The sequence below is a fragment of the Flavobacterium sp. NPDC079362 genome, from assembly GCF_050267765.1.
In the GTDB taxonomy this organism is placed as follows: Bacteria; Bacteroidota; Bacteroidia; order Flavobacteriales; family Flavobacteriaceae; genus Flavobacterium; species Flavobacterium azizsancarii.
In genome coordinates this window covers 99,863-117,031 of the sequence record NZ_JBNNFM010000012.1, presented here as the reverse complement: position 1 = coordinate 117,031, position 17,169 = coordinate 99,863, and the positions used below count along the sequence as shown (strand labels likewise).

Below are 17,169 nucleotides of genomic sequence, written 5' to 3'. Positions count from 1 at the left end.
TAACAGGGATCAATATGGGGTTAGTGAAAAATTCGCTCGTCTCCCAACATGTCTTTTATATTTTTAATATGTTTTTCAGAGATTTTATGATTGCTACCATTCTCGACAGCTGCGGCTAAAATACTAACAACATCACGCTTACTTTTGTATTTTGCTTGGTCGTTTTCTTTAATAATTTTTTTTACAACAGCAATTACTCGTGGTGATTTAGTTAGATATGTATTAGTTGGAATAAAACTGACATCTCTAAATTCGCAGTCTCCAAAAAACACTACCACAGAAAAAAAGGGAATATTTTGAAAATCAGTTTTCTGTGCTTTAAGTTCCTCAACATGTTTTTTATTCTGAAGAATTGGATTATAAAAATAATATTTCTCTTTCCCATAAGCTAAAACCTGTGTCCATTTACTGTGATTTCCATTGCCAAAAATCCATCCGCTATATTTTTTTACTTCAAATACTATAATGCCAACCTTAGTAGCAAGAACTAAATCAATTTGAGAATAATTTCCAAATTTGTTTTTAATATATAAATCGTGAAAAATAGTTTGGGCAGGAAATTTTGCTTTTAGAAGTTTCAAAATTAACTGCCGTTCCGTTTTTGTGCCACGATGACTTTTTGTAACAGTCTCTAATAATTTTTTGTCTCTTATGTACAATAAGATAAAGATCAAAATAGCTAATAAAATTACGCCAACGATTACCATAAAATATCATTTTGAATATCTTCTTAAACATCTGTTTTCAGAATAGCAGTAATAAAGCAATTTCCTTCCCATAAAATGAAGAATAACAACTTTTTTTCTTCTTAATTTGATTTCCAGGTTAATTAAACGAATATAAGAAATATATGTACTAGAATAAATAAACTTTTACCAAAAGTTAAACAGCTCTTTTGAATACAAGTATCAATAGTGTTAGTGCAATGACTATTGTAAAGTCGAAGTACAAGTTACCTTCACAATTGCTTGGATTAAAGGGATTTCAGCAAGAAAAAATAATTATTGTGTAAAATAAATTTATGTTTTTTTCCTTGTTGATTGCTAGTACCTCGATCACTATTATTTTAATCCTCTAATAATAATGGATAGAAGCAGATACATTTTAGAAAAGAACTTTAATTGATTGGCAATAATGAAAGTGACATAAAACAAAAATTATACCGAATTATGAATTAAGATATTGATTTACAGTGTTGAATCACGTATAACTACCTGTGCGGTCCTGCTTTTTTTTGTGTAAAATTGTACTAGTTTTCACATTATAAACTTTAAGCAATTTAAATTCATAACAGGTTATTGTTTTAAAGATTTAATTTTTTTAATACATGCGGTAATTTTAAATAACATACAAAAATGAGAACATCAAACATCAATGCCGGCCTGAAAGTCAATGCAATTGCAGGAACTTATGTTGTAACTCTTGGTTTTAATTTACCTAAAGCAAAATGTGAAGGCCTGTTAGGTTTTTCGATTTTACGTACCGACGACACCGGACGGGCAAAATTTCTAGAGGGAATGAAGTGCTTTAAGGAAACTGATCCCGGTTTCCCTGCCGGCTCATTATATCCTTCTAATGAACATCCTATACAAATATTTCAGTGGGCAGATTATAGTGCTGAGCCATGTAAAACTTATACATATAAAGTTACCGCATTAAAAGGGAGCCCGGTTGACCTGCAGCCTTTTGCTGAATGCTCTGTTGAAGTTACTACCGAAGACCCTAAAGTGGAAAACCAGATTGTGTATTTTAACAGAGGTACGGCCGCTTCGCAGGAATATATGCGAAGATTTGGAGACCTTGTACCTGATAAGGTTCCAAATAATCGAGCTTTTGACTGGCTGTCAAGGGGAGTTTACGAGGCGCTCACTGAATTTATCACTGCCTGCGATCCAGGTAAACATAAATTAAGAATTGCGGCCTATGAACTAAATTATGAGCCATTATTAAAAGTGATTGAAGATACTTATAATAATGGAAATGGTGTCGACATAAAAATCGTTTATGATGCAAAACAAGTGTATCCCGGCGATGTAAATAAAAGTTTAATTGCTTCTCATCATTTAGATCAGGTCAGCACGCCTAGAACGACATATCCTTCTGGTATTTCCCATAACAAATTTATTGTAAAACTTGAGAATGACATACCAGTAGAGGTATGGACAGGTGGAACTAATTTTTCTGACGGAGGAATTTTTGGTCATTCGAATGTGGCGCACGTTGTAAAAGATGGCGCTGTTGCAGACTTGTTTTTTAAATATTGGACTGCTCTTGAAAATGATTACGGGCTTGTGGACCTGATATCATCAGTAGAAGGAATGACTTCAGTACCTCCCTCAGATCTTCCGTCAGGTATATCCGTGGTTTTCAGTCCCAGAAAAAACCTTGACATTTTAAAATATTACGGAAATTTGGCATCAAGGGCCAAGGATGCTCTTTTTATGACTTTTGCATTTGGCATGAACGATATATTTAAAGATGTATATAGGAACTCCTCAGCCGGCTTTCGTTTAGCACTTATGGAAAAAAAGACGCGTCCATATAGGAAAACCGAGGAAGAAAAAAAAATAATTGATGAGAGTCAAATACAGGAACTTAGGAATATGCCTGAAAATGTTTTTGCAGTTGGGAATTTTATCAGGACAAATAAATTTGATGGGTGGATGAAAGAACGGCTCACGGGATTAAACAGTAATGTTAATTATATCCACAATAAATTTATGCTCATTGACCCATTAAGTGACGATCCTATTGTTATTGGAGGTTCTGCAAATTTCAGTGATAACTCTACGCTTAAAAATGACGAAAATATGCTCTTGGTAAGAGGAAATACAAGAATAGCTGATATTTATTTTGGAGAATTCATGCGTTTGTTCTCGCATTTTTCCTTCAGGGAGTCTTTAGAGTGGCGAAATATTGATGAAGCACCCAAACCATTGCGCACGGATGACTGGTGGCAATCCAGTTTTGGAAATACTCCAAATTCAGCAAAAAGAAAATATGTAGCTCAGGTTACCTCGTAAGTCTTACGTTTAACATTTAGAGTGTTTGTTCCGCTCTGCACCATTTTTGTTTTAATGTATTTATCTTGTTTTGTAATAAAACAGAATCATTAATTTCATGTAAGGAGAAAAGTACTATTTTTTAGCCCCGCCCGAACAAATGTCGAACTTTTTTTTAGAAGATTTAGAAAAGTTATTGAGCATTCCTATCAGAAGAAATGCTTCATAGCGCCTCATTTTCGTAGCTTTTATATGAGCAATTTATTATTAGTGTTTGAAATGCTAATTGTTATTAAAAAATACTTAGTTGAGATGATGTCGTTACAATCGAGTGCCTTATTCCCATTTTAGAGCGTGTTGATAGCTTGGAACTAGGATTTGATTCGTTAAATTTAGTGCTTCATAAGGAAAATATTTTAAGCTTTTTCATCTTACATAGAAAAAGGGAATAGAAACTAATTCCTGGGATGTCGCTTAGATAAATACATTAAGTATTTAACATTTTTTTTTTTAAAAACATTTTTAAAATGCACTGCATACAAGATAATAAATTTTAGATAACAATAACTGTGAAATGTTCTTTAGTTTAAAAATTTAAAAAACCCATTAAATACTTTACTGTAGTCCTTACCGGAGTTTTAAATATAGGTAAAGTTTTAACGTAAGATTTTAATTAGTTTTATCGATTTATTAGAGATAAAAATCAGAAATTAATACATATATTCGCAAAAATTTTTATTAATGAAAGTACTATTACACCTATTAATATTTTGTTCTTTTTTTAACACTAATCTTTGCGCGCAAAATGAGACTAATATTACCTACGGATTAAAACTCGGAGGAATTTATTCTAAAATCAGTAATCTACCCGAAAGTATTAAAGGCAGAGATAACACTTTTGATAATAGTGTTATGGAAAGCAAAGGTGGCTACGGAATCGAAGGAGGTTTCTTTTTAAACTGTAAACTTTACGATACACGTGTTGCCATTCAGCCGGAACTTTTATTCAGACAGTCTTCTCAAACTGTCAATTATCACGATACTACAGGCAAGGAATTTGAATTAGGATTAAATTATTCCTATTTGCAGATTGGAGCTTTATATAAAGTATATCCCTACGAAGGTTTAAATCTAGGATTTGGTGCTTTCTACGGCATCATTTTATCTCCTAACAATATTACTTATAAATCTAACGAAGCTGGCGGAATGTACGATGTTGCCACCAGACAGTTCTATCAGGATGGTCTTGACGGCGCAGACGATTTTTCATTGTGCTTTGCATTGGGTTATGAATTGCACCAAAGTATTCACTTCGATTTACGGTATTATCTAGGAGTAAAAGATATGGTGAAAAGTAATGCATCTTCTTTTCAGTTTATCGAAAATCAAAACAAAAGCGGAGTATTTAGTTTTTCTTTAGGCTACAGTTTTCATCAATGGTAATTTCAATAAAAAACATGAAAAAAATTATTTTGCTACTACTAGTAGTGAGCACAAAATCTCTATTTGCACAAGGTGACAGAGAAATTACGTATGGTCTTTTTGGTGGCGGTATTTATTCAAAAATGTCAAATCTTCCAGATGTGATAGTACCAAAAGGAATTTATGAAGGATATACTTTAAAAGAAGAAGGCAAATTTGGAGGTACGGCAGGTCTGGTAATCAATTGGAAGTATCCTTATGCCAAAGTAAGTATTCAGACTGAAATATCCTATTCAGGTCAAAGTACCGATTTAAATTATGAAGATATTAAAGGCTTAAAATATAAAATGACTTTTGGTTACAGCTATATCAACGTTGGTGCACAGTTTAAATATTATCCGGTTGAAGGGTTTTATATAGGTGCAGGACCTTATGTTGGATTTAATATTGCCAGTGACAATATTAAATACACCTCGAATGCCCAAGAAATATTTGGTGATTCGGGCACTTATTTTGAACCGGATGCCAATGTGCAAAAAGTACTAAAAGAATCACTTACCGGTAAAAATTATTTCTATGGAATGTTGTCTGCCGGATATGAATTCAGTTCTAAATTATCTATTGGAGCCCGATATACTTTAGGACTTACTGATGCTTTGACAACTGAAGAAAACGGGCATCGTTACAGTGAAAACAAAAACAAAATCAATAGTATTTCACTCATTATTGGGTACTCTTTTGACTTTGATGATCTGGCCAATTTCTAAGGGTAGATTTCATTTTAAAACATACAGAATTATGTATAGAAAGATTTTTTCAGCATTGGTTTTTATAACTCTATCGGCAAGCAATCTGGTTTTTTCTCAGCAAAAAGCATTGCCCGGAGCAGTCATTGATCCGTCTTTTTGGATTAAAACCCGAAACAACGCAGATGCTTATTATTGGGAAAGCCTGACGAAAAAAGAAGGGAAAATATCCGAAAAAAAGCAGACCGGAGCAGCTTTTAATTTCAACCCAAGTATAGTTTTTGACACGGCTCAGGATTCCCTGATCTTACCTTTGGGCATAGAAAGTAAAAGACGTCAGACATTATTTATCGTTTACAAAGTAAAAGACAGTTTGAAAGAACAATTTTTATGGGCGATAAATGATCCGCAAAAAACACTCTCAGTTGCGACCAATAAACGTTTGGTTGATCTAAAAAAATACTCCTATCAATCGTACCCGGAAAAGATAAAACCTCATAAAGCCAACATTCACTTTTTTCAACAGAATGTAACGGATAGTGTTGCAAAGCTATCGTCATTAACGATTGGGCAAAAATCTAAATTTGAGAAATTACCTCCTGAAGAGTTTAAAGGAAATATCAGTGAAATTCTAGTTTACAACAGAGTTTTATCGGGTAAAGAAACCCAGAAAGTAGCCAGTTACCTCGGAATTAAATATGGTATTTCGCTTTCGCAATTTGAAAATAAAAACTACCTCAACAGTCAGGGAGAAACTATTTGGGATATCGACCATCATAAAAATTTTAATTCCTCAATTACCGGAGTTGGAAGAGATGATGCCAGCGGATTACTGCAGCTAAAGAGCAGCAACATGATCGAAGAAGGGCTTTTGACAATAGAACTTAAAAGTAAATCGGGCACAATACCCAATAACTACTTTGCTTTTTGGAGTGATAACGGAAAAAATCTCTTGGTTAAAAAACAGGAACAAGGAGAGCCAATTGGTATTACAAGACAATGGCAATTGGATTTTACAAATCCAAGAGACCTTAGTCTTGACTGGTCTTTTAACCCTGCTTTTGTAAAAGGCACTTTACCCAAAGATACCTATTACTGGTTGTTGGTTGATTATTCCGGTAAAGGAACCTATGACGAAAAAGATTCAGAATATGTTCGTTTGGCAAGCACGTCAAGTACAGAAAAATTGGTTCTAAAAGATTTTAACTGGGACAAACAAAAATCAGGTAAAGCAAAATTTACGCTAAAGGTCGCGCCGGAAATGTTTAGCAGGGTCTGGATAACGGAAGCTACTTGTGGCATATCAGGATCCGGTCAGTTAAATTATAGCATTGAAGGTGGCGAAGCTCCCTTTTCCGTTACCGTTAAAGAAGACGGAAGCGATGTGGTTGTAAAGCAATGGAATCAGGCTGCAAAAAGCATTACAGGATTACAACTTTCCTCTGGAACTTATGATTATATTGTTCGTGACGCAAAAGGAAATTTATACTCGGAAACCGTTTTTGTGGCTGATAAGCAAGGAACATTCCCCAATTTAAAATCAGATTATTTATTGACGGGTGGAAATGCCATAACCCTTGATGCAAGTGCAGGTTTACCAGCAGGAAATTATGAATACCAATGGTTTTATGAAGGCGATTTTATAGACAATAATCCTAAAATTCTAGTCGATCAGCCGGGTAATTACGAACTACGACTATTAAATGGTCAGGAATGTAAAACGGCGACCAAGATTGCTATCGCTACAGATGGAAAAGAAATTACCGATTCGAGTGTAATTATTTTATATCCTAATCCAACTACAGATGGTCATTTTTCTATGGCTATGCAATATCCACACAAGACAGATGTAAATATTAGTATTTACTCTCTGACAGGATCTATTATAAAACAAAAACACCTTACTCAAATAGAAACTTATTTGTATGATGATACTATCAATAGTTCATCGGGAATGTATCTGGTGTCTGTTAGTTCAGAATTTGGCACAAAAACCTTTAAAGTTATTGTGAAATAATTCATTCCATTTTGGCAAAATAAACTTTGTAGAAATGATTTAAATAAACGTTTGGGTAAATTGATTATCTTCTTTATGAAAAATAAAATTATAATACTTGTATTTTTAATTGGTTCGTTTTTGTTCGCAGCAAATTTTGGACCTTATAAGATAGCTTCCTTTTTTACTAAAAATGCTTCTGAAAAAGAATCAGCGGTTTCAAAAACAGATTCAACAGCAATTCTTAAGACTGAAAATAAAACTGTAAAATCATTTTCGGCAGATATTACAGAAGGAATCATCGGTGTCGCCGACGCATCCGCTGCGGATGATGCTTATGATAACGTTTTTCATTTTAAAGTAGATGCTTTACCTGCAAATGGAGAGAGTGCTTATTTAGAATACGAATTATACGGATACGATCAGGCAGCTTCGATTTCAAGAAGTTTAAACAATCAGCCCAGTATTGGAGGTCAATTTTTATCTCAAAATAAAAACTGGACAAAACAATCGGAATTACTTTCTGAAAAATTATTACGTGCCGGAGATAACGTTTTGCTATTTACAGCTCCTGAAGGTGTTTCAAATTCATATAAAATCAGGAATGCACACATTGTTTATAAAACAGTACTTCCTTCAAGTGATTTTACATTATTAAGATTCGAGAATATGCTATACATCAAAGGAACCAATATACCTTCTCAGATAAAAAAAATTAGTATTGGCGGAATTGATATTGATCTTAATCAACCGGAATTTGAATTAATTTTTGATGCAGCAACAATAGGAAAATCAATTGTGGTTACTAAGGAAACAATTACGGGAGTTATCGTTAAAGAAAAATTAGAATTAAAGCATTTTTCCAAGGTGGATCGTTTCAGACCTATTGAAAATGCAAAAGAACGCATTTTTAAAACTATTGATTTTCAAACTAATAATACACTTTTGTATAAGAATTTTTTAGCTATTTTTCCTGTTGGAGCTCTTAAAAACAATATAACTGTATCTGTTAGCGGTTTAAGAAAAATAGACATTGCACCGCTTAACTCTTCAATGGTGAATGTTACCGGAATAAATGCAGGTTTTAGATTATTGCCACATGGAACTATTTTTGAAAAAGCCGTAACCTTATCAATACCGTATGATAAGAAAATAATTCCGGAAGGATATACAGAGAAAGATATTAATGTTTTTTATTTTGATGACAACAAACGTCTTTGGCAAGAAATTGCAAAAGATTCATTGGATATTAAACAGGGAATAATTAAGGCTAAAACAACACATTTTACCGATTTTATTGCTGGTATTGTAAAAATGCCTGAATCTCCAGAAACTTCGGGTTATACTTCAACGAGCATCAAAGATCTAAAAGCGGCAAGTCCGCTCGTTGGGATTCAGTCTATAGAGACGCCTTCTGCAAATGGAAGAGGAACAGCAAGTACAGCTTTTTCTATTGTAATTCCAAGCGGAAGAGGCGGAATGCATCCATCATTAAATCTGCAATATGATAGTGACGGCGGGCACAGCTGGACAGGTATGGGCTGGGATATTTCGGCTCCGGCAGTAAGTATCGAAACCCGCTGGGGAGCACCAAGATATGATGCCGCTAAAGAAACAGAAACATATTCGATTGCCGGTGAAGCCTTGATTCCGAATTCACACAGAGCAGAATGGACTGGAAGAACTACTGACAAACAATTTTATCCAAGACGTGAAAGCGCTTTTCATCAGATCATCCGTAAAGGATCTTCACCTAAAAACTATTATTGGATAGTAAAAGATAAAAGTGGTACTGCTAGCTATTATGGAGGTACAACTTCAGGACTTGCAACAAATGGTATTTTGCAGGATGCAAACGGGAATGTCGGATATTGGGCACTTTGTCTTCAGGTTGATTTAAATGGAAATACTGTAGAATACGAGTATGACAAACGCGATGGGGGGATGTATCTTAAAAAAGTCTATTATACAGGGTTTGGTTCTCAAAAAGGAAATTACAGTGTCACGTTTGTAAAAAATGGGGATTTAGGAGAAGCAAATCGCCCTGACGTTCAGGTTTCAGCGCGATTGGGTTTCAAACAGTTATACAATCAATTACTACGAAAAATAGAAGTACGATTTAAAAATGAAATGATTCGCAGTTATGAATTGCAGTATAAAGAAGGTGCTTTTAAAAAGACTTTACTAGAATCAATTTCAGAATATGATTCGGAGTCAAACTTATTTTATACCAATAAATTAGATTATTTTGATGATATTCGAGATGCTTCAGGAAAATATAATCCATTTGGACCGGAACAGACTTGGAGTGTACCAAACGATAATTTGAAAAATAGTTCAATTCCATCATTCAGTGATGCATTGTTTTCTGGAAAACACTCATTAGTAAGTAGTACCGAGGGCTCAACGACAGGTATCAGCTACAGACTTGGAATAGGTTTAGCAACCAATGCAGGAAGCCTTAAAGGATTTACTGTTGGAGGGCACGGAGGAAATAGTTGGGGAACATCTGATACTACTGTTACATTAGAAGATTTAGACGGTGACGGACTACCGGATAAAGTATTCAAAAATAAAAATGGAGTTTACTACAGAAAAAATCTTGCAGGCTCAGGACAGTTGGCTTTTGGAGAATTGCAGGAAATTAATATTAGTGATGTTGGATTTTCTAAGTCCACTTCATTCAATTGGGGTGTCGATTTAAATTTAAAATTTGGAAATATTGGTTACGACCAGCAGCGTTCGACCAATAAAACCAAGGCTTATTTCATGGATTTTAATGGAGACGGACTAATAGATTTCGTGCGAAACGGACAGGTATATTATAACCGATTAGAAAACGGAATCCCGACCTTTAAAACTACTAGTACTGGTACTCCGTCACCTGTTTTTGGAGGTGGAAATGTAACTATTCCGGGTGTAAGTACAATTCCGATTGAAGAAATAGAAAAACAAAATCCGCTGCATGATGTTGTGCGTATGTGGGAAGCTCCTGTAAAAGGAATTATTTCTATTTCGCATCAATATCAATTAGTGCAGGAATCAACGCCCGAAAGAATAAAAGCTCGGGCAGAATATGTCAACAATGCCGGTGAAGATAAAGCAGACGGTGTTCATTTATACTTTCAAAAAGGAACACAATTACTTTGGAACGAAGCCATTGGTGCAACAGATTATAATATCAAAACCAAGCAAAATACTGCAGTTTCTGTCGAAAAAGGAGAGCGTTTGTATTTTAGGGTAAGTGCTGTACGAGACGGAAATTTTGATGCGGTTATTTGGGACCCGATTATTACTTATTCGACGGTTAAGCAATTCGACAGGGATATAAATGGAAATTTAGTTAATGCCGATTTTGCAGTTCCTGTAGCGCTAAAAGATGCCAATTTATATTCACTAGCAACATATAAGGCGAGTTCTGATTTTTTCAGCAGTTCTATCGCAGGAAAAGCTATTCCGGTAGCAGGAAATGTTTTGTTTAAAGGAATATTAAATAAGCCCGTTACGTCAGATCATATTAGGTTTGTGATAACTAAAAATTATTTGGAACAAACCAGCCCTTCGGTAATTTTATTTGAAAAGACTTTTCTAGCAAATGAAGTTGCTGCTTTTAATTTAGCATCTATAAATCTGCCTGCCTTTGAAGCTCAAACACAGGTGACCATGGCATTAGAAACGCAAACCAATATCAATTGGCAAAGCATTTCTTTTGCTCCAAGCGTTACAGTACCAGCCATTCCGGGTGGAGTTGCGGAGGAAGTTCCAATGGAAGTTTCTCATTTGCTGTATAACAAAAGAGAAGGAAATTATAACATTCCAGGGGTTAGTTCAACGGTTAACGGAAAAGTTAAACTAAATATATTACCACAGGATTTAGTGCTGGCATCTCCTTTTCCTCCCGGAACCGTTAATAATTATAATGGAGAAGTAATTATTTCGGCCAAACAAAATAATGTGCTGTTAGCGCGTAAACGCTACCAGCTCACCACGGGAACATTGACAGAAGTAATCAATACTTTTGATAATGCAGTGGTTTACCCTGATGCGGTGGCAGGAATTCCAATTCAGTTAGAAACCACAGTTTCAAATCCGCTTTGTGTAAATATTCTTAGAAATTATCCAAAAATAAATGCCCTTAATCTTCAGGTTCAGGTTATTGATTTAAAAGATATAGCAAATCTGACGGATGATGTGGTGTGGAATGCTGCTACAAACGATTTTGCGATATACAGCCTTTTAAATCCTGATGAACGAACACTAGGTCTATATCAACGCAATTGGGGAGGATTTGTTATAAACGGAAATCTTGCTACAAATACAATAGACCAGAATAAACTAAAACAATCAGACGCTTATAATACAGAACCTGATTTAAATAATACAGATCCTGAAAATTATGATGGAAAAGGATACGAAATTGCCGATAGCTATTTTGTTTCTTTAAATCCTTCGTATGCAAAAACGAAATTGGAAGGATTGGAAGAGTCTATATTTATAAAAGGACCAATGATTGGAACTTCAAGATTAGGAGAAGATGATATTTCAGATTATACGGACTTTTCTTTGCCAACTTTGGCGGGCGGAAGCACCTCGGCTCTTGATATGATCAGCGAAAGCAAAAGTAAAAGTATCTCAGCAGGGGTTTCCGTAGGTCCGGGTAATTTAGGTTACAGTAAATCTATTGATGGCGATTCGTATGTAACCCAGACCATGAGCGACTTTAATGGTGACCGATTCCCAGATTATATACGAGGAGAAAATGTCCAGTTGACAATACCTGTTGGAACTGTTTCTGATGAAGTAATTAATTTAGGAGACAATTTCAGTCATTCTAAAACAAGTTCTGAAGGACCTAATTTTGGCGGAAGTTATAGCCATGGTGCACCATCCAATTCATTGAGTGTAACTATTGGAAAAGCAAGCGTTAAAAAAGATTCAGCAGAAGGTACAGCTTCAAAAGAAGCTGAAAAAGGAGGAAACAGTATTTCTGTAAGTGCTTCTCAAGGGAAAGGTGAAGACCGCTCGACAATGCTACACAGTGATATTAATGGCGACGGATTACCCGATAAAATATTAGACTCCGGAGATGTTTTTTTAAATACAGGATATGGTTTTTTACCAGTCGAAAATTGGAATTTTAATACTTTAAATAAAGGTAATTCAACGGATTGGAGCGCCGGTTTAGGTTTTAGTATTAAACAGGGATCGATTTCCGGAGGGGCTAATTATGCCCGATCTCAATCAGATAGTGATGAATCTTTTATGGATATTAATGGGGACGGGCTCGCCGATAAAATAAGATATGTGGGCAATACCATGTTGGTTTCGTTAAACTTAGGGAGTTCTTTTGATGCGCCAATTGTTTACCCAAGATTTGCCGAAATGAACCAAAATAAAGGAGTAAGCTACGGAATGAATGCAAATTTTTCATTTGATATTATCGTTTGGCTACTTCGTATTACTCCAACTGTTGGAGCAAGTAAGGGATGGAGTACAAACCGTTCTGAAGGTACTTTTACGGATATTGATGGTGATGGAAATTTGGATTATGTCGTTTCAAAAGATGATGGTCACTTAACTGCACAATTATCAAATATCAAAAGAACCAACAAATTAAAAAGTGTTACAAACGGTGCAGGGAATAGTTATGTTGTAGATTATGAATTATTAAAGCCAAGTTATGAAAATCCTTCGGCAAAATGGGTTTTACAATCTGTTGACGTTTTTGACGGACATGTTGGTGATGGTATCGATCATTCGATCAGTAAATTTAGATATGAAAATGGGTATCAGGACCGTCGTGAAAGAGAATTTTATGGTTTTGAAAAAGTAATTGAAGAGGAAATTGATGCTGCTGATAATTCACTTTTCTCAACAACCGTTCAGGAATTTTACAATCAGGACTATTTCAGAAAGAATCTTTTAAAACGTAGTTATATTGTAGACAAGAACGGAAAAATGCGTAAAGAGTCTGAAAACGAGTACAGTTTAATTGATGTGACGACGCAGGCAAATATCCCGGTTTCAGAATTGAATTTGCCTTCGTGTGATGACAAACGTATTTTTGTCGGATTAATTCATGCCAATCAAAAAATATACGAAGGAGGAAGTGAATATTTAGAAACAAATACGTTTAATACCTATGATGCTAATGGAAATATTATTCAGTACGAAGATCTAGGAAACGGTTCTGCTGCTGATAAGGTGACAGCAAAAATAAGTTATTATGAAAGTACAACACCTTATTATGGTGGTATAGCAAAACAATTAGAAGTTTTTACTACCGAAGGTTTACGTCGTAAAAGAGCCACAACAATCAATACCACAACAGCAGAAGTAACGCAAATTAAAAATTATAGTGCAGCAGATAAAATTGCCGTTACTGACATCGCCTATGATACTTACGGTAACCTCGAAAAAATCACCGGACCTGTAAACCACAAGGGTCAGCGTATGACATTAGAGTATGTACATGATGCAGAAAATCATCAATACATGACTGAAATTAAAGATGCGTTTGGCTACCAAAATAAAGTAGAATTTGATTATCGTTTTGGCACACCGCTTAAAACGACAGATCGTAATGATCAAAGTACTATTTATACGATTGATGCAAAAGGACGAACATCGACTATTAAAGCACCTTACGAAATTGCTTCTGGGAGAGCCTATACAATTGCTTACGAATATTTTCCAGAAGCAAAAGTTCCTTATGCCAAAACTAGAAATTATGATCCTGAACTAGGCAAAGACATTGAAACATATACTTATACAGATGGATTAGGAAGACCTTTGCAAGTTAAAAAAACCGCAAGTTTATTTACACAGCCAGGCAGTCCGGATCAGGAAGCGCATGTAGTTTCAGGAAAAATAGTTTATGATGGATTGGAAAGACCAATAGCGACCTATTATCCAACAACGACTATTACAATAGATAACAACTTTAGTACAGCGCTGTCAAATATAGCTCCAACTAAAACTGATTATGATGAAGTAGGGAGGCCTATAAAAGTGACATTGCCAGACGGAAGTACTAGTACAACTGTTTATGCTATTTTAAATTATGACGGACTGCCTGTATTAAGCACCACGCAAACAGATGCTTTAAACAGAACAAGCCAGACTTATGCAGATGCTACGGGCCAAAATGTTGCGGTTATACAAAATGATTTAATTACAAAGATCGAAACTAATGCGTTAGGAGAAACAATTAAGGTAACTGACGCTATGGATCATACTACCAAAATTAGTTACGACTGGATAGGAAAACGAATTGACTTTACACATCCTGATGCGGGAACAACAACCATGGAATATGACTTGGCAGGTAACTTAACCAAACGTATAACCCAAGATTTAAAAAACACAGTTCCAAATGGCGGTGCAATAGAATACGTTTATAATTATAACCGCCTGGAAACAATAAAATATCCTAAAAACCCTCAGAATAATGTACAGTATAATTATGGCAAAGCCGACGGAACTCCATCTCGACGCGGCAGGCTATGGTTTGTTCAGGATGCAACAGGCGGTCAGGAATTTTTCTTTGGAAAACTGGGCGAGATAGAGAAAGAAATACGTACTCTTCGCATTACAGCTACTGATGTGCAGACTTACATTTCGCAATTTGAATATGATACTTGGAATCGAATTCAAAAAATGACTTATCCAGATGGAGAGGTTGTAGAATATACTTATAACCGTGCAGGAAATCTGCACAGCATGCAAGGTAAAAAAGAAAGTCATACCTACGATTATGTCAAACAATTGAGTTATGATGAATTCGAACAACGTAAATATCTAAAGTACGGTAACGATACCGAAACCAATTATACCTATGATGCTGTAATGAGAAGATTACAACAGCTTCAGGTAAAAAGCGGTGTCAGGGTAGTCATAAACAATTCATATGGCTATGATTTGGTTGGAAACGTATTGAATATTAAAAATACAGCTCCAATAATAAACAATACCTTAGGAGGAACATCTTCACAAGAATACCAGTATGATGATTTTTATAGATTAAAATCTGCAAAAGGAACTTATCAAGGTGAATTTACAAAAGCGAATTATGAGCTTAATATGACGTATAATAAAATACATAGTATTACGAAAAAAGATTTGCTACATACTGTAAATAACGAGCAAAAAGGTTATGTTTTGGATTACAAGTATGATAACGAACTGCATCCGCATGCGCCCAATAAAATTGCAGAAGCTGCAAAACAAGATCCGCGTGAATATGTATACGATGGAAACGGAAATCCAACCAGTTATACTGAAACCCAAAGTTTCAGGAAAATGACATGGGACGAAGAAAACCGTTTGATGGGTATTAATGATAATGGAAGAATTTACCAATATTCTTATGATAGTAACGGAGAACGTGTAATTAAAAGTTCAGGCGACTCTCAGAACGTGGCAATCAATGGTGAAAATGCCGCCACAATTATACATACTGACGATTATACGGGCTATGTAAGTCCTTATTTTGTTATAACAAAAGGTAAATTTACAAAACATTATTTTGAAGGAAGCGGGCGTATTGTTAGTAAACTTGGTAACGGAACTTTTGCACAACCTTTAGGTTTAACTGCAGGAGGAGTTAATTACACTAATCTTACTGCTGAACAGCAAAAAGTTCTAGATGCATATGTGAGAAGTCTTGGATTACCGCCGGGACCTCCAACACAGCAAGGAATTTATGCTACGCCGGAATTTACCGGAAATCCATATCCTAGTGAGGTGCTTAAGCCTGTTGAGGAAAATCAGGAGCCTCCGGAAGGATGGCCAAGAAATCCTATTTTTAATGCGCCGGGAGATGTTCCTGGACCGCCTGTGCAATTTGGTCCGCCAATAGAGCCAACAACTGTAAAAGCCGGAGAAGGTTTTACAGGAATCGGACTGCCTGAGAATGATATTTTTTATTTTCACGCCGATCATTTAGGAAGTACTTCTTATATTACAGCCAAAAACGGTTCTATTTCACAGCATGTGGAGTACATCGCTTTTGGAGAGGTATTGTTTGAGGAGCATTCAAGTTCGTTTTCTAGCCCTTATTTGTTTAATGGGAAGGAATTAGATAGAGAAACGAATCTCAGCTATTATGGAGCGAGATATTTGGATATGAAGGCTAGTTTATGGCTGAATGTCGATCCATTAATGATGAAAGAAGACTTTTTTGATGAGCCTGAATCTACAAACGGAGGTGCATTTAATTCATTTAACTTAGCGTCTTATACGTTCTCATACAATAATCCTGTAAAATACATAGATCCGGATGGAGAATGCCCTAATTGTGCAACCGCTGCCGCAGGAGCATTGATAGGAGGAATTATAGGCGGAGCCATAGAAGCAGGAACTCAATTATACAAAAATGGAAAAGTAGATAATTGGAGAGCAGTTGGTGGTGCTGCTGTACAAGGTGCTGTAGTAGGAGGTGCTGCCGGATTTACCGGAGGTGCAAGTTTACTCGTAACAGCTGGTGTTTCAGGAGGGGCTAATGCTGTTGGAGGCGCTGCAAGCAGAGCTATTCAAGGACAAAAAACCACAATTAGAGATGTAGTTGTTGATGGTACTGTTGGTGCTGTTTTAGGTGCCGGAGGTAAATTAGTTGGTAATGCTGTTAAAAATTCAACAAACAATTTGTCCAGAAGTGCTAAAGGAAAATTGGGAGAAGCGATTTCCGAAATAAAATACAAAGGTAGGGGTTATGTTAGTCAAGGTAAAGCTGAAGTTTTGACTGGGGGCAGAACTCCGACTGGCAGACAAGCTAAAGCATTATTTGACCATGATATGAAAAATATATTTACAGGACGAAAACTAATAGTCGAAAGTAAGTTTAATACATCTGGATTAACAAGAAATCAAAGCACTGCAATTAATAGAGGTACAAATGTTATAATAGACAGAACTACAAGCCAGGGTCTTGGAAATGCTGCAAAAACAGCAACCGTTGGCGCAGGTGGTGGAGTTGCTGCACAAAGAAACACAAAAAATTAAA

At 35.6% G+C, this 17,169-nt stretch carries 6 protein-coding genes; 5 read left to right on the top strand and 1 reads right to left on the bottom strand.

Annotated elements, in window-relative coordinates; all coding sequences use genetic code 11:
* Nucleotides 1-20: 20 nt before the first annotated feature.
* Entirely contained in the window at nucleotides 21-707 is a 687-nt protein-coding gene (locus ACQKCJ_RS12630) for a nuclease-related domain-containing protein (protein WP_271335315.1), read from the bottom strand.
* A gap of 648 nt (nucleotides 708-1,355) precedes the next feature.
* Between ACQKCJ_RS12630 and ACQKCJ_RS12625 the strand changes: the two genes are divergently transcribed.
* The 5 genes from ACQKCJ_RS12625 to ACQKCJ_RS12605 all read left to right on the top strand — a co-directional run bounded on the left by ACQKCJ_RS12625 (nucleotide 1,356) and on the right by ACQKCJ_RS12605 (nucleotide 17,168).
* Nucleotides 1,356-3,023: a phospholipase D-like domain-containing protein gene (locus ACQKCJ_RS12625; RefSeq protein WP_271335316.1), complete on the top strand. Its 1,668-nt coding sequence runs from the start codon at nucleotides 1,356-1,358 to the stop codon at nucleotides 3,021-3,023.
* 720 nt (nucleotides 3,024-3,743) lie between these two features.
* Nucleotides 3,744-4,445: an outer membrane beta-barrel protein gene (locus tag ACQKCJ_RS12620; RefSeq protein WP_427402112.1), complete on the top strand. Its 702-nt coding sequence runs from the start codon at nucleotides 3,744-3,746 to the stop codon at nucleotides 4,443-4,445.
* A 14-nt stretch (nucleotides 4,446-4,459) separates the two neighbouring features.
* Nucleotides 4,460-5,191: an outer membrane beta-barrel protein gene (locus tag ACQKCJ_RS12615; RefSeq protein WP_271335318.1), complete on the top strand. Its 732-nt coding sequence runs from the start codon at nucleotides 4,460-4,462 to the stop codon at nucleotides 5,189-5,191.
* A 31-nt stretch (nucleotides 5,192-5,222) separates the two neighbouring features.
* Nucleotides 5,223-7,187 carry a T9SS type A sorting domain-containing protein gene (locus tag ACQKCJ_RS12610; protein WP_271335319.1) on the top strand — a complete coding sequence of 655 codons (1,965 nt, stop codon included), beginning with the start codon at nucleotides 5,223-5,225 and terminating at the stop codon, nucleotides 7,185-7,187.
* A 75-nt stretch (nucleotides 7,188-7,262) separates the two neighbouring features.
* Nucleotides 7,263-17,168 carry a SpvB/TcaC N-terminal domain-containing protein gene (locus ACQKCJ_RS12605; protein WP_271335320.1) on the top strand — a complete coding sequence of 3,302 codons (9,906 nt, stop codon included), beginning with the start codon at nucleotides 7,263-7,265 and terminating at the stop codon, nucleotides 17,166-17,168.
* Nucleotide 17,169 lies beyond the last annotated feature (1 nt).

Bases quoted from the DNA above. Each gene is read 5' to 3' on its own strand.
- ACQKCJ_RS12625 (WP_271335316.1), top strand. From the start codon at position 1,356: ATGAGAACATCAAACATCAATGCCGGCCTGAAAGTCAATGCAATTGCA.
- ACQKCJ_RS12605 (WP_271335320.1), top strand. From the start codon at position 7,263: ATGAAAAATAAAATTATAATACTTGTATTTTTAATTGGTTCGTTTTTG.
- ACQKCJ_RS12620 (WP_427402112.1), top strand. From the start codon at position 3,744: ATGAAAGTACTATTACACCTATTAATATTTTGTTCTTTTTTTAACACT.
- ACQKCJ_RS12615 (WP_271335318.1), top strand. From the start codon at position 4,460: ATGAAAAAAATTATTTTGCTACTACTAGTAGTGAGCACAAAATCTCTA.
- ACQKCJ_RS12610 (WP_271335319.1), top strand. From the start codon at position 5,223: ATGTATAGAAAGATTTTTTCAGCATTGGTTTTTATAACTCTATCGGCA.
- ACQKCJ_RS12630 (WP_271335315.1), bottom strand. From the start codon at position 707: ATGGTAATCGTTGGCGTAATTTTATTAGCTATTTTGATCTTTATCTTA.